This window comes from Planctomycetia bacterium (assembly GCA_021413845.1).
Taxonomy (GTDB): domain Bacteria; phylum Planctomycetota; class Planctomycetia; order Pirellulales; family PNKZ01; genus PNKZ01.
The window spans coordinates 75,882-93,916 of sequence record JAIOPP010000020.1 but is presented as its reverse complement, the minus strand read 5'-3'; the positions used below and the strand labels follow the sequence as shown (position 1 = coordinate 93,916).

14 protein-coding genes and 1 pseudogene are annotated in these 18,035 nt (G+C 59.2%); 10 read left to right on the top strand and 5 right to left on the bottom strand.

Annotated features, from left to right (window positions below; all coding sequences use genetic code 11):
- The first annotated feature begins 67 nt into the window (after window positions 1–67).
- The 5 genes from K8U03_03995 (at window position 68) to K8U03_03975 (ending at window position 6,656) form a co-directional block, all read left to right on the top strand.
- Window positions 68–1,429 carry a hemolysin family protein gene (locus K8U03_03995; protein ID MCE9604045.1) on the top strand — a complete coding sequence of 454 codons (1,362 nt, stop codon included), beginning with the start codon at window positions 68–70 and terminating at the stop codon, window positions 1,427–1,429.
- A gap of 117 nt (window positions 1,430–1,546) precedes the next feature.
- Window positions 1,547–4,528 (top strand): PQQ-dependent sugar dehydrogenase, encoded by a 2,982-nt coding sequence (locus K8U03_03990; protein ID MCE9604044.1) that lies wholly within the window; start codon window positions 1,547–1,549, stop codon window positions 4,526–4,528.
- A gap of 120 nt (window positions 4,529–4,648) precedes the next feature.
- Complete coding sequence (gene xylA, locus K8U03_03985; GenBank protein ID MCE9604043.1) at window positions 4,649–5,959, top strand: xylose isomerase; 1,311 nt, start codon at window positions 4,649–4,651, stop codon at window positions 5,957–5,959.
- Window positions 5,960–6,063: 104 nt separating this feature from the next.
- Window positions 6,064–6,306: a DUF433 domain-containing protein gene (locus tag K8U03_03980; protein ID MCE9604042.1), complete on the top strand. Its 243-nt coding sequence runs from the start codon at window positions 6,064–6,066 to the stop codon at window positions 6,304–6,306.
- Complete coding sequence (locus tag K8U03_03975) at window positions 6,303–6,656, top strand: DUF5615 family PIN-like protein (protein ID MCE9604041.1); 354 nt, start codon at window positions 6,303–6,305, stop codon at window positions 6,654–6,656. Before K8U03_03980 ends, K8U03_03975 begins: the two co-directional genes overlap by 4 nt.
- 1 nt (window position 6,657) lies before the next feature.
- On the opposite strand, the gene K8U03_03970 is transcribed toward K8U03_03975, so the two are convergent.
- From K8U03_03970 to K8U03_03955, 4 genes and pseudogenes are all read right to left on the bottom strand, one after another.
- Window positions 6,658–7,695: a saccharopine dehydrogenase NADP-binding domain-containing protein gene (locus K8U03_03970; GenBank protein MCE9604040.1), complete on the bottom strand. Its 1,038-nt coding sequence runs from the start codon at window positions 7,693–7,695 to the stop codon at window positions 6,658–6,660.
- Window positions 7,696–7,723: 28 nt separating this feature from the next.
- Window positions 7,724–9,393, bottom strand: a pseudogene (locus K8U03_03965) (hypothetical protein).
- 13 nt (window positions 9,394–9,406) lie between these two features.
- Window positions 9,407–10,816: a magnesium chelatase gene (locus tag K8U03_03960; protein MCE9604039.1), complete on the bottom strand. Its 1,410-nt coding sequence runs from the start codon at window positions 10,814–10,816 to the stop codon at window positions 9,407–9,409.
- Between the two features lie 56 nt (window positions 10,817–10,872).
- Window positions 10,873–11,367 (bottom strand): DinB family protein, encoded by a 495-nt coding sequence (locus K8U03_03955; GenBank protein MCE9604038.1) that lies wholly within the window; start codon window positions 11,365–11,367, stop codon window positions 10,873–10,875.
- A 181-nt stretch (window positions 11,368–11,548) separates the two neighbouring features.
- On the opposite strand from K8U03_03955, the gene K8U03_03950 reads away from it, so the two are divergent.
- Together K8U03_03950 and K8U03_03945 are read left to right on the top strand one after the other, a co-directional pair.
- Complete coding sequence (locus tag K8U03_03950) at window positions 11,549–12,184, top strand: DUF1080 domain-containing protein (protein MCE9604037.1); 636 nt, start codon at window positions 11,549–11,551, stop codon at window positions 12,182–12,184.
- A 40-nt stretch (window positions 12,185–12,224) separates the two neighbouring features.
- Window positions 12,225–12,854, top strand: a complete 630-nt coding sequence (locus tag K8U03_03945) for an HAD family phosphatase (protein MCE9604036.1) — start codon at window positions 12,225–12,227, stop codon at window positions 12,852–12,854.
- Window positions 12,855–12,910: 56 nt separating this feature from the next.
- Here the strand turns inward: K8U03_03945 and K8U03_03940 are convergent, their stop codons facing one another.
- Window positions 12,911–13,141, bottom strand: a complete 231-nt coding sequence (locus K8U03_03940; protein MCE9604035.1) for a hypothetical protein — start codon at window positions 13,139–13,141, stop codon at window positions 12,911–12,913.
- Window positions 13,142–13,274: 133 nt separating this feature from the next.
- Here K8U03_03940 and K8U03_03935 point away from each other — a divergent pair, with 133 nt between their 5' ends.
- The 3 genes from K8U03_03935 (at window position 13,275) to K8U03_03925 (ending at window position 17,979) form a co-directional block, all read left to right on the top strand.
- Complete coding sequence (locus K8U03_03935; protein ID MCE9604034.1) at window positions 13,275–15,719, top strand: dienelactone hydrolase family protein; 2,445 nt, start codon at window positions 13,275–13,277, stop codon at window positions 15,717–15,719.
- 4 nt (window positions 15,720–15,723) lie between these two features.
- Window positions 15,724–16,437, top strand: a complete 714-nt coding sequence (locus K8U03_03930; protein ID MCE9604033.1) for a hypothetical protein — start codon at window positions 15,724–15,726, stop codon at window positions 16,435–16,437.
- Between the two features lie 114 nt (window positions 16,438–16,551).
- Window positions 16,552–17,979 carry a sulfatase gene (locus K8U03_03925; GenBank protein ID MCE9604032.1) on the top strand — a complete coding sequence of 476 codons (1,428 nt, stop codon included), beginning with the start codon at window positions 16,552–16,554 and terminating at the stop codon, window positions 17,977–17,979.
- The last annotated feature ends 56 nt before the right edge of the window (window positions 17,980–18,035 follow it).

Here is an 18,035-nt window from a genome sequence, read left to right as displayed (position 1 = left end):
CGTTTGCAGCCGATGAGCGGTCGGGGTTCCGCTCTGCACGAGTTTCGGATGATCGAAAGCGACACTCATGGACTTTGTTTGGGGAACGCTCGCCGTCTTGGCCTTGGTCGCCGCGAATGGTTTTTTCGTCGCCGCGGAATTTGCGCTGGTGAAAGTGCGCAAGACGCGCATCGATCAGCTCGTCGCCGAAGGGAGACGAAGCGCGAAGATCGTCCAAGGGCAACTGGAACATCTCGACAACTATATCGCCGCCACGCAGTTGGGGATTACGCTCGCAAGCTTGGCCTTGGGTTGGGTCGGCGAGCCTGCATTGGCTCGGTTGTTCGATCCGGTGTTCGCGTCGATCGTCGGCGAAGGCTCGAAGGTTCTTTCGCACGCGCTGGCGTTCGGCGTGAGTTTCTTTCTGATCACGGCGCTGCATATCGTGATGGGGGAGTTGGTCCCTAAGTCGATTGCGCTGCAGCGAAGCGAAATGACCGCGATGTGGGTCGCGCGACCGCTGGCGATCTTCAATCGAATCTTTCGCCCGATCGTGCTGTTGATGAACGGCATCGGCAATCTCGTCGTCCGCTCATTCGGCTTATCGAGCACCGACGATCACGCGTCGATTCATTCCGTGGAAGAGTTGGAAATGCTCGTCGCGCAGAGCCGCGAGGCCGGCATCTTGAAACCGAGTGAAGAGCGTATGCTCCGCCGCGTGTTCGACTTCGGCGACAAGCGCGTGAGCCAAGTGATGATGCCGCGCACGGAAGTCGAGGGGATTCCGTCGAACGCGAAGTTTCCGCAGCTGATCGAACTGGCCGCCACGCGCCGCTTCACGCGCTTCCCGGTCTATGAAGAATCGCTCGACAATATCATCGGCGTATTGAACATCAAAGACTTGTTCGAAATGGTGTATCAAACGCAAGAAGGGCGCAAGCCGGCTTTCAGCTTGCGCAGTCTGATTCGCCCGGTGATCTCGGTGCCGGGCGTGTTGTCGATAGACGATCTCTTGTCGGAAATGCTCGCGAAACAGTGCCACATGGCGGTCGTGATCGACGAATACGGCGGCACGGCGGGCATCGTTACGTTCGAGGATATTCTTGAAGAGCTCGTCGGCGACGTGCGCGACGAGTTCGACACGAACGAAGAAGAGTCGCGGCATCCGGTTGAGGTACATGCCGACGGCTCCGCGTCGATTTCCGGCTTAATGACGGTCAGCGAATTCAACGAACAGTTCGGCACGGAACTGAGCGAGCAAGAAGGCTACGAGACGATCGCCGGCTATACCTTGACGCAACTCCGCCGCTCGGCCGAAGTGGGAGACGAAGTCGTCGTGGGGCAATACAAGCTCCATGTAGATGAAATGGCCGACATGCGGATCGCACGGTTGATCGTGCGACGCGCGGAAATCTCCGAGCCGCAGCCGGCTGCCGAACCGGCGGAATAACGCCCTTCCCGTTCGGTGTTTCCTGAGTTTCTCTCCGGTTGTTGAGCCGGAATCATATTCTGCGATACTATTCGCATTCGTACCCCACAGGCCCTCTCGGTGTGGAAGGATTTTGCAATGCTCGTTCGTCGCCTCTCGATTCGATCTTTGTTTGCCGTAGGTAGCCTCGGCGTGGCTGCGATCTGGCTCATGCTCACGACCGTTGACGCACAGACGGCCGGCGAACGGACGGCGGCGAGTTCCTCGAAGCGTCAGCCTTGGACGACCTCACGCATTCACGGTTCGCCGGAGAAGCCCGAGCCGTATCGCGTCGTGTCGGCGTTTCCGGAATTGCGATTCGAGAAGCCGACGAGCATTGAAGAGCTTCCCGGCTCGAAGCGACTTCTCATTACGGAGATGGCGGGCAAGGTTTTCAGCTTTCCGAAGGATTATGAAATCGCACAAGCCGACTTGCTCGTCGACTTGCAGTCGTTGTTGCCTGCCGGATCGACTCAGCAAAATATCTCGCTCTTCGACGCCGAATGCCATCCGAAGTTCGTCGAGAACGGTTATCTGTTTCTGTGCTACGTTCATCCCGAGGGGGGCGGCCTGACGCGTGTCTCGCGGTTCACGCTCGATCGTTCGCCGGCCGCCGGCAACGCCCCGCCGAAGCTTCTCGCGGATAGCGAACAGGTCGTCATCAAGTGGCCGTCGGGCGGCCACAACGGCGGCTGCCTGGAGTTCGGCACCGACGGTTATCTTTATATTTCCACCGGCGACGGCTCGGGCCCGAACCCGCCCGATGGGCTGACGACCGGGCAAACGGTCGACGACTTGCTCGGCGCGGTGCTGCGAATCGACGTCGACCGCGCAGCCGGCGAACGGACCTACACCGTGCCGAGCGGCAATCCGTTCGTCGCGCTTTCAGGCGCTCGGCCCGAAATCTATTCTTACGGCTTGCGCAACCCGTGGAAGTTCGGCATCGACCCACAGACCGGCGGTGTGTTCGTCGCCGACAACGGCTGGGAGACGTGGGAAGTAGTGCATCGCCTCGCGCCGGGCAGCAATTGCGGTTGGCCGGTGATGGAAGGACGCGCCGCGCTCCGGAGCGAAGTAAAGGTCGGGCCGACGCCGATCGTGCCGCCGATCAAAGATCACTCCCACACGGAAGCCAATTCGGTTATCGGCGGCCCTGTTTATCGGGGTAAGAAGCTGCCGGGGCTCAACGGCGCGTTCGTCTACGGCGACTACATCACCGGCACGATCTGGAGCGTGCAACCCGATGAAGACAACTCGTACGCCGGCACGACCCTCTGCGACACCGACTTACGCATCGTCGCCTTTACGGAAGCAAGCGCGGGCGAAATCTACGTGCTCGACTACGACGCGACCGGAAAGATTTACGAGTTGCTGCCGTCGGACAAGAAAGACAACTCGGCGACGTTCCCGCGAAAGCTGAGCGAGACGGGGCTCTTCGTTTCGGACCCGAAGACGAAGCTCAAGGAACTGAAGCCGGCCGCCGGTGTCGTGCCGTATTCGGTTGTCGCGCCGCGCTGGATGGACGGGGCTGAAGGCGCGCGGTTCGTCGCCGCACCCGGCACCGAGCCGATTCCGGTGTCGTACGCTTACGAATCGTTGACGTATCCGGAAGGGACCGTGTTTGCGAAGAATGTCACGTTGCCTAACAATCCCGGTGCGATTCGCTTAGAGACGCAAATTCTCCACTACGAAGACGGCACGTGGCGACCGTACAGCTACCTTTGGAACGATGAAGGAACGGATGCCGAACTGGTATCGTCGGTCGGCACAAGTAAGTCGTTGCGCCAGGAAGCCTCGGTCGCGGGGCCCGGTGCTCGAGAGCCGCTCGATCGGACCTGGCATGTCAATGCCGTGAATGAATGCAAACTCTGCCACAACGTCGGCCCGAAGTTCATTCTCGGATTCACGCCGCAACAACTCGATCTAAGTGGATCGCCCTCGTCGGGGCCGGCTGCTGCGATATCGAACTTGATGCAACTATCCGCTGCCGGAATCGTCGCCCCCTCCCCTTCGCCGGCTGGTGGAGCGAAGTGGAGCCTCGTCGATCCGCACGATCCCGCGAAACCGTTCGACGATCGGGCCCGCAGCTACCTGCACGCCAATTGCAGCGCCTGTCATCATCCCGGCGGTAACGCGATCGTGTCGTTTTTCTTGCGGCGCGACTTGCCGTTCGAGAAGCTGAACACGAACAAAGGGACCGGCATCGGGACGTTCGGTCTTTCGGATGCCAAGCTGATCGTACCGGGAGAACCGTCGCATAGCGTGTTGCTCTATCGCATGTCGAAGCTCGGATACGCACGGATGCCGTATATCGGCTCGCGCGTCGTCGATAGTCGAGGTGTGGCCTTGATCGACGAATGGATTCGTTCGCTGTCGCCGAACGCAGCGTCGTCTGTCGCTAACATGCCGGCCGAAGACGCCGTGAAAAATACAAGCGACGCTCTCGCGTTGGTCGCCAAGATGCACGGCGGTAAGCTGCCCGAAGCGGAATTTCAAGCCGCGGTCGCAGCCGGTGTGAAGACGTCGAAGAGCGATGTTCGCGGATTGTTCGAAACGTTTATCCCGGAGTCGCAACGCCGGGCCACGCTCGGGCCGACGATCGATCCGCTGGTGATTCTCGGCAAAACCGGCGATCACGATCGAGGCAAGCTCATCTATTTCAGCGACGGCGCACGCTGCCGCAATTGCCATGAACTTGACGACAAGCAGAAGTCGATCGGCCCCACGCTGCAGGAGATTACCAAGAAGTATCCGTCGCTTGGCGACATGGTGCAGCACGTGTTAAACCCATCGCTGAAGATCGACGACCCGTTCGCGGCCTACAGCGTCGTCACCGACGACGGCCGTACGTTGATCGGCTTGATCGTCGAGCAAAATGTACAAGAGGTCGTGCTCAAGACGCCCGAACGGTTGATCGTTCGGCTGCCGCGTAAGAGCATCGAGGAGTTGAAGAAGAGCGACAAGTCGTTGATGCCCGACCGCATCTTGAGCGATCTGACGAGCCAGGAAGCCGCCGATTTGTTCGAGTATGTCCGGTCGCAGAAAGCCCCGCCGAAAAGCCTAGAGAAAAGCCCGAAGTAGCCGCAAAAAAGCCACTCATCGACGGACGGCGAGGTCCTTGCGAAGGGGCTTTGCATCTGCAAAATAGCTGGTTCGATCTTCCACGTTGCCTTCATACACCGCCCACTCGAGGACGCCGTCATGGCCGCTTTCGCCGATATCTCTAAGATCAAATACGAAGGTCCGCAGTCGAAGAATCCGCTGGCGTTTCGACACTACGACGCTACAGCCAAGGTCGAAGGCAAAACGATGTTCGACCATCTGCGGTTCGGCGTCGCTTACTGGCACACGTTTCGCGGGACGGGTAGCGATCCGTTCGGTCCCGGCACGATGCTCCGTCCGTGGGAAGGTCCGGTCGACAACGTCGAGAACGCCTGCAATCGGGCTCGCGTCGCGTTTGAGTTTATGGAGAAGCTCGGTGCCGGTTTCTATTGCTTCCACGATCGGGACGTCGCACCCGAAGGAAAAACGCTCGCCGAGAGCAATAAGAATCTCGACGCCGTCGTGAAGACGTTGAAGGAAGAGCAAGGCCGGAGTGGCATCAAGCTGCTCTGGGGCACGGCCAACCTCTTCAGCAACCCACGCTATATGCACGGAGCGGCGACCAGCTCCAATGCCGATGCGTTTGCTTACGCCGCCGCGCAGGTGAAGAAGGCCATCGAGGTAACGAAGGAGCTCGGCGGCGAGAACTATGTGTTCTGGGGCGGTCGTGAAGGTTATCAGTGCATCTTCAACACCGACATGAAGCGCGAGATCGATCATCTCGCGAAGTTCATGCACATGGCGGTCGACTATGCGAAGCAGATCGGCTTCACCGGCCAGTTCCTCTTCGAGCCGAAGCCGAAGGAGCCGACCAAGCATCAATACGATTACGACGTTGCCGCTTGCGTGAACTTCCTCCGTGCCTACGGCTTGGAGAAGCACGTGAAGATGAATATCGAAACGAACCATGCCACGCTCGCCGGCCACTCGATGATGCACGAGCTCGAATACGCGGGCATGCAAGGAATGCTCGGTTCGATCGACGCCAACACCGGCGACTTGCTCCTCGGTTGGGATACCGACCAGTTCCCGACCGACGTCTACCTGACGACGCAGTGCATGCTCTCGATCTTGAAGTACGGCGGCATCTCCCCGGGCGGCGTGAACTTCGACGCTAAGGTGCGCCGCGAAAGCTTCGAGCCGGTTGATTTGTTCTATGCCCACATCGGCGGCATGGACGCTTTCGCGCACGGCCTGAAGATCGCCGCGGCGATTCGCGCCGACGGCAAGCTCGAGAAGATGTTACAAGAGCGTTACGCCACGTGGGACACCGGAGTCGGCGCCGAAATCGAAGGGGGCAAAGCCTCGTTCGCCTCACTCGAAAAATACATGCTCGACAAGGGCGAAATCACCGCCAACCGCAGCGGCCGACAAGAATTGATCGAGAATACGATCAATATGTATTTGTAGAGAACATCCATGGCATCACGGAATTCGCAATGATTTCCGAGCGTTGTATAATAGGCCTGGGCGATCCACCGATCGCTCAGGCCTTTTTTGTTAGGAGCTTTGCGATGTCGACCGCCTATCGGCAATGGATTACTTCCGAACCAAGTGTGATGTTCGGTAAACCGGTTGTCGTCGGAACACGTATTACCGTCGAACTAATCTTGGAGCGCATGGCCGCCGGCGAAACGATCGACCAAATCCTCGGCGCCTTCCCGAACGTCTCGCGAGAGGCCGTTTTAGCTGCCCTGGCCTTCGCGGCGGATTCGATGAAGTCCGAAGTCGTACATGCTACCTCAGTGGCGAAATGAAAATCGTTGCCGATGAAAGCGTCGACCGTCCGATCGTCGAGCATGCCCGCGCAATGGGGCACGAGATAATCTACATCTCGGAAGTGTCGCCTGGTGTCTCCGACGATGTGGTTCTTGAAAAAGCGGTTACGGAAAAGTCACCGCTGATGACTTCCGATAAGGATTTCGGCGAGTTGGTTTATCGTTTGAGACGTGTTCACTTCGGCATCATACTGCTGCGATTGAGCGGTCTGAGCGCCGCTTTGAAGTCAGCTTGCGTTACCGAGTCGCTACGATTGACCCATCTCGAATGGACCAAATCGTTCGTTACCATTTCGCCCGGTGGAACTCGAGTTCGATTGATCCAATAGACTATTCACCTAAGCGAACACCTGAAATCGCCAACACGAAATCTTTTCCGAACGCTCGGCTCGGCGTTTGAAAGCCGGTTGCGATATTGCCTTTTAGTATTCGCTCAACCGCCGCGAGGCTCGTGAGCACGGTGAGGCGGTAGCCGTTGGGAGTTGTGAGCGTGGCGGTGTGCGTTCGGCCGGCCTCGTTTGTGACTTCGCCCCAGATTTCGCTGCGGCCGTTCGCTAGTTCATCGGCACTTGGGCCTTTGATCATGCGGTCGATGAACCAGCGACCGAGTGCGAGCAGCGGCGGGAACTTCAAGAGCGGCGCGAGCAGGCGCATGCGCTTGCCGGCGTGTTTGCCGAGCACCGTGTAGGTTTCGATGTTGGGAATGCCGGTCGAATAGTAGGCGCTGGCAACGTCCCCCCAAGCGATCGTCGTCGCGCGTTTCGGGCCGCCGGGAAAGGGAATCGTGCGGGTCTTCCAACCGGCCGGAACTGCTTCGATCCGGCCGGCGATGCGTGCCCGGCCGCCGTGCGGCAGGCTTTCGAGCGCCGTCTTGGCGGTGCCCGGCGAGAGCGTGCCGCTGCCGGTAAAGGCGAGTGCGAGGTGCGTGGCGTCGGGCATTTCGGCTTTGAGCATCGCAGCCAAGCAATCGGTCGGCACGACGTCGAACCCGACCGAGGGAATGATCGAAACGCCGGCCGCACGGGCCGCGTCGCGGCATGTCGCCGCATGTTCGATCGCGTCGATCTCGCCCGTGATGTCGAGATAAGAAACCTTGGCCTTAATGCACGCGGCGATCAGGGGGGGCGAAGTGCGCACGAAGGGGCCGGCGCAATTAAGCACGACTTGAATGCCGCGCAGGTTCGTCGTGAGCGCCGCGGCATCGTCGAGGTTGAAGATGCGAGACTCGCAATCAAGCTCGCGGGCGAGCGCGTCGATCGTCCGCCGATTTCGGCCGGCGAGAATCGGCCGCATCCCACAGGCCTTCGCCTCGCGCGCGATCAGCTTTGCCGTGTAGCCGTTGGCACCGTATAGCAGCCAGTCGCTCATGCCGTTCCGATCGCGAAAGGAGAGTCGATCAAGAGATGATGCTGCGGCGTCGGTTCACGTAGTCCCAGACGACGTAACGATCCAAGTCTTTGCCGGCGGTGAAAAAGACGCGGCCTTGGGTCGACTCGGCGAGCTTGTGCGAGAATTGAATGTCTTCGCTCGATTGCGACCAACTCGGCAGCAGAAACAAATTAATGACGATCCCCTCTCGCTTGCAGGCCGCCCCTTCGCGCATCGTCGCCGCTTCCGTGCGCGGGTCGGGCGGATAGAGCATGTAGAGCATCTCGTCTTCAAAGTGGGCCGTCGGAAGGCCGTCGGTGATCAGGATGATCTGGCGGTTCGGGGTGTCCTGAGCCGTGAGAAAGCGGCGAGCCGTTTGCAGGCCGTGTTGAATGTTCGTGAAGTGCGGCGGGATGCGCGACTCTAAAACTTCAGGGTCGCTCATGTCGCACTTCAGACGCACCCAAGGATCGTAGATCGTGACGGGCTTCGGCATCAGCACGGCGATCTCGCTCGAATGCCGAGGCTTCGCGAACGTGTACATCTCGACGAATTGCAAGAAGTCGCCGGGGAACTCGCGACGGATCAAGCCTTCCAAAGCGAGCGCCATCCGCTTCACATGCACATACAGGCCGCTGCGCCCCATCGAGCCGCTCATGTCCATCACGACGACCGTCGCGCATTTCGGATTGTTGCGCGTACGATGGATCTCGATGTCGTCCGACTTCAAGCGAAAAGGCTTAGCGCCGGCCGAGCGAATGAGCGCGTTCGTGAACGTCGTGACGACGTCCATGTTCGCGACCGAATCGCCGAATTCATACGGCTTCGTCGAAGGGAGTTCGACGGCCCCTTCGCCGACGATCGGCCCTTGATGTCGTCCGGTTCGCGCGGCTTGTAGTTGGCTGAAAATTTGTTCGAGCAGCTTGCTCTGAAAGATGCGATAGGCTTTCGGCGTGAGCTGGTAGCCCTTCTTCGTCTTCTCCATGCCTTGCTGTTCGGCCATCTTACGAACCATCTCCTCAACTTGCTTTTGCAGGTTGTTGAGGTTTTCCATCTGTTCGGGATCGACGAATTGCGAAAGTTCCTCGACATCGATGATCGCGATCTGGGCTTGTCGATCGTCTCCAGTTCTTCCTTCACTTCAAGAGCTTGTTCGACGTTCATCGGCGTCCGACCCGTGAACGGATACTTAGCCGCGAACTGATCGATTTGGTACTTCTCGCTGAGCCGTTCGATGACCTTCATCAAATGGGCCGCGAACCGCGAACGCTCGCCGCCGGATTTGTACCACAGCCGTTCCAAGTCGCGGATCTGTTCTTCGCGAGTTGCTTTCGCATAAGCATCACGCAGCTCGCCGGGCGGAGTTAGTCGCTCGGCGGAAGTCCGATAGGTGTCGCCGGCTTCCTTAACGACGCGATCGGTCTCGTATGTTTCGAGAATCTTGCGCTTCCGTTCCAGCAGCATCTCGCGCAGCGCATCGAGGCTCGGGCCTAGGCCCGCAATCTGGCTCGGGTCGAGATGAACGGCCCGAGCGAGCTCTTCGTCGGTGAGTTCACGGAGGTTGCCGTGCGCCAGCAGGTGCTCGAACGCCGGCGACACGAGGTCCGATTGCGGCGCGGTCGGGCTCGGGAACGAGGCCGGATCGTATTTTTGATACGTGTGAACGATTCCGCCGAGATGGTCGCGATCGGATGGCATAGGTCGCTTTGCGTTAAGGAAGCTGATATTCCATCTTGCCGTGGCGTTGGGCTCGCGAGATCCGGTCGGTAGCGTACAAGCCGGCCAGTACGAACTCGACGCACGACGCACGCACCGCCTCGTCGCCCGAGGCGTTGACCTCGAACGCTTTGTCCCAGACCGGCGGCACCCGCTTGATCCGTTCGGCATACGCGGCCGAGGGGAGCATGTCGCCGACTTCGATCTTCACCCCCTGCGAGAAGATGTCCGAAATCTCTTTCAGCCCATGTTCTTCGACGTATTCCTGAAACACGGTCTTCAGCGCTTCGGCGACGATCGCGTCGAGCACTTGCGTTTCGGAAAGTTGATGACTGCTCATCAGATCGAGTTCGAGTTTGCCGAGCGACGAAGAATAGATATGGCCGAGGTCGCTGATGCGCGGCACGGCCGGCTTCTCACCTCGCACGATGGCTCGTTGCCGCGCCGCGGCGACCATCGTGCGGTAGTTCGCCAAGCTGAAACGTGCGCTGACGCCCGACTGGTGGTCGACGTACTTGCTGCGTCGCGCGGCAACCGTGATCTCTTCGATGATCTGCTTCATGAAATACGGCACGACGACGGGATAGTCGCTCCCCGTTTCGAGCGCCGCTTCTTGTTCGAGGATCTTGATGCCGAGATCGCGCTCGCGCGGATAGTGCGTATGAATGACCGAGCCGATCCGGTCTTTCAACTGCGGAATCACCTTCCCGCTCCGATTGAACGTCGACGGGTTGGCCGAGAATAAAATCATCACGTCCACGTCGAACTTGATCGGAAAGCCGCGGATTTGCACGTCGCGCTCTTCGAGAATGTTGAACAATCCGACCTGCACGAGCTCGTCGAGTTCCGGCAGTTCGTTCATCGCGAAGATGCCCCGATGCATGCGCGGGATCAGGCCGAAGCTGATCGCTTCCTCGGTCGACATACTCACGCCGCCGGCGAGCTTCGCCGGATCGATCTCGCCGATAATGTCGGCGAACTTCGTGCCTGGCGCGAGCCGCTCGACATAGCGCTCGGCTCGGGGCCACCACGCGATCGGAACTTTCTCCGGCGGCGTGGCTTTGAGGAACTTCTTGACCGCCCCCGAAATCGGCTTCAGCGGATCGTCGTGGATCGGAGCTTCGGGAATATCGACGTAAGGAATCGCCTCGTCGAGAAAGCGGACCAGCGAGCGCATCAGTCGGCTCTTGGCTTGTCCCTTCTCGCCGAGGAATAGCATGTCGTGCTGTGCGAGCAGGGCGATGTTGATCTCCGGCACGACCGTGTTCTCATAGCCGACGATGCCGGGAAACAGTTCTTCGCCGGAAGCGAGCAGGCGCACGAAGTTGTCGTGCAATTCACGTTTGACGGTTTTCGAAGTCCAGCCGCTGTCGATCAGTTCGCGAAGATTGGTCGGACGAGGCATAAGAGAGTGGTCGGTGGTCAGGGGGCGGTGGTCGGAAGGCGATTAAGGCAGCGGCGTTATTTGGCGTGGGCGGCTTTGTACATGTTGAGTGTGATGTGCGCTTGGCCGTGATGGTGCGGTTCGTGCCAGCCGAGGATGTAGATCACGTCTTCGACCGTCAAGTTGCGGGCCGCCAGCGCCGGCGGAACTTCGGCGAGCCGCGAGTCGGGATACTCTTGAAACGTCGCGAGCAAGTGTTTCCGGCTTTCCGTCAGCACGTGGCGAATCAAGTCGACCGGCGGAATGTCGTCGTCGGGCACGCTGCCGCCGCGAAAGCGAGGCAACAGATCCGTGAATGCGGCAGTCTTCCCGGGAGACAGGCGTTCGGTGGCGAATAGTTCTTCGGTGATCCCGACGTGCATGATCTGCCAAGCGATGTGAGCCCGACCGGGCTGCGGTCGCCAGCCGAGAATCTTTTCGCCATCCGGTTCCTTGAGAACTCTATCCAGCAGGTCAAGCGTGCGCGTACGGTTGAGGGCGTAGCTCTTGGTGAAGGTTTCGGCCAACGTCATGGATGTCTCCTTACGAACCTGTGGGGCATGAGCGAGGGGAGCGAGCGAAACGGGGCGACGAATCGCAAATCGCTCCTCGACAAGGCCGTTCACGCTAACGGCAGCGGCGACGATTTACAATCTGCGCGGCTCGGATATGCTGGCATTCGATTTGCGCCGCACTTTTTCGGAGCCCTTCGCCATGTTTTCGCGCCACACCTGCTTAGCCGCCACATTATTCGTGTTCACGTTGGTTTCGGCCGGCCCCGCCGCCGAGCGGGTTTCGCTCTTCGACGGCAAAACATTCGCCGGTTGGGAGGGAAACCTCAAGATGTTTCATATCCAAGACGGCGCGATCGTCGGCGGGACACTCCAAGAAAAGATCCCGCGCAACGAATTCCTCTGCACGACCAAAGAGTACGGCGACTTCGAGCTTCGCTTGAAGTTCAAGGTGCTCGGCGAAGGGGTGAACGCCGGCGTGCAATTCCGCACCAAGCGCATTCCGAACCATCATGAAGTCTCCGGCTACCAAGCCGATCTCGGTCAGAAGTATTGGGGGAGCCTGTACGACGAATCACGCCGCAAAAAGATCATCGCTCAGGCCGATCTCGAAGCGGTGATGAAAGTCATCAAGCCGAACGACTGGAACGAGTATGTGATTCGCGCCGAAGGAAAACATATCCAACTGTGGATCAACGGACTGCAGACGGTCGACTACACGGAGAAAGACGCCGATATCGACGAGAAGGGAGTTATCGCCGTGCAGATCCACGGCGGGCCGCCGAGCGAGGCTTGGTATAAGGATATCGAAATCACCGAGCTCGGCCCCGCGAAGTAACCACTTCTATTTTTGAAAACGACACCTCCGTGAGCACGGCATGAAGTACGCAAAGCCGAAGTTTCTATATTTCGACCTCGGCAATGTGTTGCTGTTTTTCGATCATCGTAAGGCCGCTCGACAGTTGGCTGCTCTGGCCGGCGTCGACGAACGGCAAATCTACGAGGGGGTCTTTCGCACCGACCTGAACTTTCGCTGCGATGCCGGTGAAGTCGGCAAAGCGGAATTCTGCCGGCTGTTTCGAGAGCGGTTCCCTTGCCAAGCCGCCGACGAAGCGCTGATCTGGGCGTCGAGCGATATCTTTCACGTCAACACGCCGATGAAGGCGATCACCGCGCAGTTGGAAGCGGCCGGCAATCGAATCGGCTTGCTCTCCAACACGTGCGACATGCACTACGATTTCTTTTCCGACGGTCGGTTCTCGACCATTACGGAATCGTTCGAAACCGTGGTGCTCAGCTACAGGCTGCGGCTCATGAAGCCCGACCGAGCGATCTATCTCGCGGCGGCGCGGCTGGCGGAAGTCGAGCCGAGCGAAGTCTTTTACGTCGACGATCTCCCGGCGAACGTCGAAGGAGCCAAGGCTGCGGGTTTCGACGCCGTCTTGTACACCACTCCCGCTGCCTACTTAGCCGAACTTCGAGCCCGCGATATTCGCCTCAATTATTAGAGGCTTCTTACCAGCCGGTCTGTCGCTGCGTGTCGACCCGATTCGAACTATCCGAGCTACTCGTCGCCCCGTTCGCCTACGAGTCTCGCGGCGACGGCTAAGAGCAGGCCTAGCAGGTCGAGAACCCAAGCCGTGCAGCCGAGCAGCACCAACCGCTCGACAAAACCGGCCGCAGCCGTATCGCCTAAGACAAAGAGGAGCCGGCCCATGCCTGCGAGCGTCAAAATTGCCGCCGGAAGCAGCAGGGCGACGAAAAACAATGATTTCAGCAGGCATTTTGGAACCACGGCAGCACTCCGCAAGGTCTTCCTGGAACGCCCAGTTTTACGGATTGCGATGGTTAGTGTCAATCAACGGGTTGCATCGCGCAAGGTGTTGCGGTTTCATTGACTTACGCTCATTGCGACTGACAATGGAATAGTGCCCGGCCCGTCTTTTCGACCCCTCGACGACATCGCGTATATGGTGCATCACCTCGATACTGCTCGACCTCGTCGGATCGGCCGGAAGTGGGCGACATCGATCGGCCTCGCGGCGGCACTGGGCTTCCTTGGGGCTCCTTTCGCCGAAGCTGCGCGCACGGTGATGAAAGACGGCCGGGTCTTCACGGGGCGGCAGGCGCCGATTACGTCGGTCATCGAAAATCCCGCCACGGCGAGCGCCGCCAAGACCATCGTGTTGATCGACGATGGTTTGCGCCGGATCTACGTGCCGCAAGTGCAGATCCAAGAAGTCAACATGCTCGATGCCGGCGATCCCGTAGAGACGTTCGAGATACCGCAGCAAATAACGGAAAACGGCAGTCGTGTTGCGGCGGTCGGCTCGATCTTCAATATCACGCCGTTCGACGAGTTCGGCCGGCGCGTGATTTCGATGGAGACGAATCTCGGGCCGCAACGCGTGATTCAAGGGATCACCGAGGTCACCTCCGACTGGACGAAGCTCGAATGCGTCGATGCCGAGAACATGCATTTCATTTGGGACATGCGAATCGCGACGAATTCCATTCCGCGTGAAATGCTGGGCCGGATTCTCGAAAAGCATATCGATCCTAAGAATCTTGATCAGCGTTTGAAGATCGTTCGGTTGTATATGCAAAGCGAACGCTTCAAAGATGCGGAATCGGAACTCGCGGCGATCATCAAGGACTTCGCATCGCTACCGGCGAACCAGAAGCAAGTGTTCGAGCAGACCCGAGTGCGGCTACGTCAGGCCGGCGCACGTCGAATTCTGGAAGAGATCGAAACGCGCAAGAAAGCCGGCCAGAATCGGTTTTCATATTCGTTGTTGGAAGAGTTTCCCGCCGAGAATGTCGCGGGTGAAACTTTGCAAGCGGTCCGAGGACTCGTGAAGGAATACCAGCAGATCGATGAACGGGGCAAAACCGCACTGCGACGATTCGATGAAGTGATGAGCCAAATCAAAGACTCGGCACTCCGTGCGAGACTCGCCGAAGCACGCGATGAAATCAAGGCGGAACTCGGTATCAACACGCTCGATCGGATGGCGGCGTTTATGCAGTTCGAGGCCGATGCCGAGATGCCGGCCGAAGAGAAGATCGCGCTGGCCGTCAGCGGTTGGTTGGGAGGAAGCGATTTCGCGGTGCGCAATCTCCCGACGGCACTCTCGATGTTCGATGTCCGCGGTTTGATTCGCACTTACTTAGCGGAGACCTCGCGTAGAAACGGCGATGCCCCGCTCCTCGAATTGCTCGCTTCGATGCGAAAACAAGAAGGTTTTACGCCGGAGCTAACGGCCCGCTTGTTGTCGCTGCTGAAGCCGCCGCTGCCGTTGCCGGAGCCCTCGAAGAAAGTGGTCGGGCTCTATGAGCTGCAAGTCGACGATTTGGCGAACCAAGTGCCGATCGATTATCTCGTGCAACTGCCGCGTGAATACGACCCGCATCGTCGCTACCCGACGATCGTTACGCTGCATGCCGCGGGGACGTCTCCCGCGAAGCAGATCGACTGGTGGGCAGGGCCGGCAACCGACGAAGGGATTCGCTTCGGTCAGGCGGATCGCCACGGCTATATCGTCATCGCACCGGCTTGGGCCGCCGAGCAGCAAACGTCGTGCAACTATTCGGAGCAAGAGCACGGAGCGGTGCTCTATGCCTTGCGCGATGCGCTGCGTCGCTTCTCGATCGATACCGACCGCATCTTCATTACCGGCCACTCGATGGGGGGCGATGCCGCTTGGGACATTGCCCTGGCCCATCCCGATCTTTGGGCCGGGTATATCGGAATGACGCCGATTGCCGATAAGACGATCTCGCTCTACCAAGACAACGCCAAGTATGTGCCGATGTATTTGGTCTTCGGCGAGATGGATGGCGCCGTTTGGGTGAAAGATGCGACGAACTTAGATCACTACCTGACTCGCGGAACCAACACGACCGTCGTGCAATTCAAAGGCCGGGGGCATGAGCATTTTTCCGATGAGTTGCTCCGGCTGTTCGATTGGATGGGCCGGCAGAAACGAGACTTCACGCCGAAAAATTTTACGTGCCGCAGCCTGCGCTTGTGGGACGGTTCGTTTTGGTGGGTCGAAACGCATGATCCCCCGGAACGGGCACTCGTCGATCCCGACACTTGGCCGCATAAGGTCTCGGGAGCGATCCACACGACCGCGAAAGTCAATTTCGTCAACGGCATCGACGTGGTTACGGCTGCCGCTTCGGCGACCGTTTGGCTTACGCCGGAGTTGATCGACTTCAAGCGACCGTGCGAAGTGACGATCAAGAACAAACGAATCAAAAAGCCGAGCGCCTATATCGAACCGGATTCGGCCGTGATGCTGGAAGATGCCCGCACGCGCAGCGATCGGCAGCATCCGTTTTGGGCGAAGGTGGAGAGCGCGAAGTAGCCCGATGTTCGAACTTGCCACCAAGCTCAAGCCCGACGAAGAGGCGCCGTTTCGAATCGCCGTGGAGTCAGGCTACCGCTGCGCCGAGCTTTGGACGGGCCCGAGCGTGTTGGAAGATGTCCGGCACACGGCGGACTTGGCTCAGCGTTTCGACTTGCGGTACTCCCTGCACTTTCCGAATCGCCGCGATCTTACGCCGCGGCAGCTCCGGGCGGTGGTCGATCTTTATCGAGCACTCGATTGCCGGAGCATGACGATCCATCAATTGGAGTTCGACCGGTACGCGCCCGAGATTGCGAAGCTCGACGCTGGGGTTTGCCTCACGGTTGAAAACGGCTCGCTCGCGCTGGCGGAGTTTCAGCGTTGGGCGGAAGAAAATGCTTTTCTTACGCTGGATGCCGAGCACCTTTGGATGTTCACGCATCCCGGCGCTTCGTGTGCCGAGGCGGCGGAAGCCGTCGGCAGGCTGTTGGCCGCGCAGGGCGCGAAGCTCCGGCATGTGCATCTCCCCGGAAGCCGTGGCGGGCCGGAAGAGCATCGGCCGATGTACAACAGCCGCGAATATGTGTTCGCCGTTTTGGATCGTTTGGCCGAGGTCGGTTACGAAGGGTTCGTCGTCAGCGAAGTCGACCTGGAATACCAAACGAAAAACGATCTGACGATGGATCGGCTGCTCTTCGATACGTGGCTGCAAACACGGCGAATCTCGCGGAGTTAAGTCGTTTCTCGCCGCCTGATGCGAGCGCCCGTTTTCGCTTGCTCGCCGCTGCGCGGCGCTCGATACTACGTCGCTCACACTCGGCCCACACGGCACGTTCGCGAGACCACGCCCATGCATCGCTCACTGCTTTGCGCTTTATTTTTATTATCGGCGACGCATGCGATTTCCCTTTCGGCAGCCGAGCCTGCGCCGCGGAAGATGAATGTCCTTTACGTCGTCTCCGACGATCTTTGCAATCGCCTCGCTTGCTACGGCGACCCATTGGCGAAGTCTCCCAACATCGACAGGCTCGCGGCCAAGGGAGTGCGGTTCGACTTGGCCTATTGTCAGTATCCGCTCTGCAACCCGAGTCGGGCGTCGTTTCTTACCGGACTTCGGCCCGACCACACGAAGATCTACGAGAACGAAACGCAGACTCGAACCCATGTCCCGGATGTGCAGACGCTGCCGCAGACGTTTCGCAAAGGGGGCTACTACGTGGCCCGCGTCGGCAAGCTTTATCACTACGGCGTGCCGGGCGGAATCGGCACGAGCGGGCTCGACGATCCCCCTTCGTGGCAACACGTCGTCAATCCGCGCGGTCGCGACAAAGACGTGGAAGCGGACATCTTCACGCTCACGCCGCGCCAGTTCGGCGGCACGTTGAGTTGGCTCGCCGTCGACGGCAGCGACGACGACCAGACCGACGGCATTGGTGCTACCGAGACGATCAAGCTGCTCGAAGCTAACCAAGATAAGCCGTTTTTCATCGCTTGCGGATTCTATCGTCCGCACACGCCCTATGTGGCGACGAAGAAGTTCTTCGAGCTATATCCGCTCGATCAATGTGCGCCGACGGAAGTCGGATCGGATCATAAAACCGGTGTCCCTGCGGCTGCTTTCGGCAGTGAGAAAGCGGAGCAAAACAAACTCACCGATGCACTTCGCCGCGAGGCGATTCAAGCCTATTTGGCAAGTATGTCGCTCATGGATGCGCAGCTTGGAAAGCTCCTCGATGCCCTCGAACGGCTCGGGCTCGCCGATAAAACGATCGTCGTGTTCCATAGCGACCACGGCTACCATTTGAGCGAGCATGGTCTCTGGCAGAAGCTCAGCGTTTGGGAAGAGTCGGCGCGAGTTCCCCTCATCATCTACGACCCGCGCGCGAAGGGGAACGGCAAGCCGTGCCGCCGCACGGTCGAACTCATCGACCTGCATCCCACGCTCGCCGCGCTATGTGATCTTCCCGCCCCGACGCCGCTCGACGGCGCAAGCCTGAAGCCGCTGCTTGAGGACCCTCAAGCCGCTTGGACGAAGCCTGCGTTTTCGCAAGTGGCACGTAACAACAAGCAGGCTCCCGCGGGCAGCAGCAAGAGCTTCATGGGGCGCAGCATCCGCACGGAGCGCTATCGCTACACGGAATGGGACGAAGGCCGGCAAGGAGTTCAACTCTACGATCATGAGCATGACCCGAAAGAGTTGAAGAATTTGGCCGAAGATCGAACCCTCGGTGAGACGCTCGCGGACCTTCGCAAACGGCTTCACGCAAGTTATAAGTAGTCGATTCCGCGAACGGCGGCGGTAGCTTCTTCCTCTTACTCGGCTTTTGCAAATGT

Excerpts from the sequence above, each read along its gene's own strand:
- K8U03_03995 (MCE9604045.1), top strand. The coding sequence starts at position 68 with ATGGACTTTGTTTGGGGAACGCTCGCCGTCTTGGCCTTGGTCGCCGCG.
- K8U03_03990 (MCE9604044.1), top strand. The coding sequence starts at position 1,547 with ATGCTCGTTCGTCGCCTCTCGATTCGATCTTTGTTTGCCGTAGGTAGC.
- xylA (MCE9604043.1), top strand. The coding sequence starts at position 4,649 with ATGGCCGCTTTCGCCGATATCTCTAAGATCAAATACGAAGGTCCGCAG.
- K8U03_03980 (MCE9604042.1), top strand. The coding sequence starts at position 6,064 with ATGTCGACCGCCTATCGGCAATGGATTACTTCCGAACCAAGTGTGATG.
- K8U03_03975 (MCE9604041.1), top strand. The coding sequence starts at position 6,303 with ATGAAAATCGTTGCCGATGAAAGCGTCGACCGTCCGATCGTCGAGCAT.
- K8U03_03970 (MCE9604040.1), bottom strand. The coding sequence starts at position 7,695 with ATGAGCGACTGGCTGCTATACGGTGCCAACGGCTACACGGCAAAGCTG.
- K8U03_03960 (MCE9604039.1), bottom strand. The coding sequence starts at position 10,816 with ATGCCTCGTCCGACCAATCTTCGCGAACTGATCGACAGCGGCTGGACT.
- K8U03_03955 (MCE9604038.1), bottom strand. The coding sequence starts at position 11,367 with ATGACGTTGGCCGAAACCTTCACCAAGAGCTACGCCCTCAACCGTACG.
- K8U03_03950 (MCE9604037.1), top strand. The coding sequence starts at position 11,549 with ATGTTTTCGCGCCACACCTGCTTAGCCGCCACATTATTCGTGTTCACG.
- K8U03_03945 (MCE9604036.1), top strand. The coding sequence starts at position 12,225 with ATGAAGTACGCAAAGCCGAAGTTTCTATATTTCGACCTCGGCAATGTG.
- K8U03_03930 (MCE9604033.1), top strand. The coding sequence starts at position 15,724 with ATGTTCGAACTTGCCACCAAGCTCAAGCCCGACGAAGAGGCGCCGTTT.
- K8U03_03925 (MCE9604032.1), top strand. The coding sequence starts at position 16,552 with ATGCATCGCTCACTGCTTTGCGCTTTATTTTTATTATCGGCGACGCAT.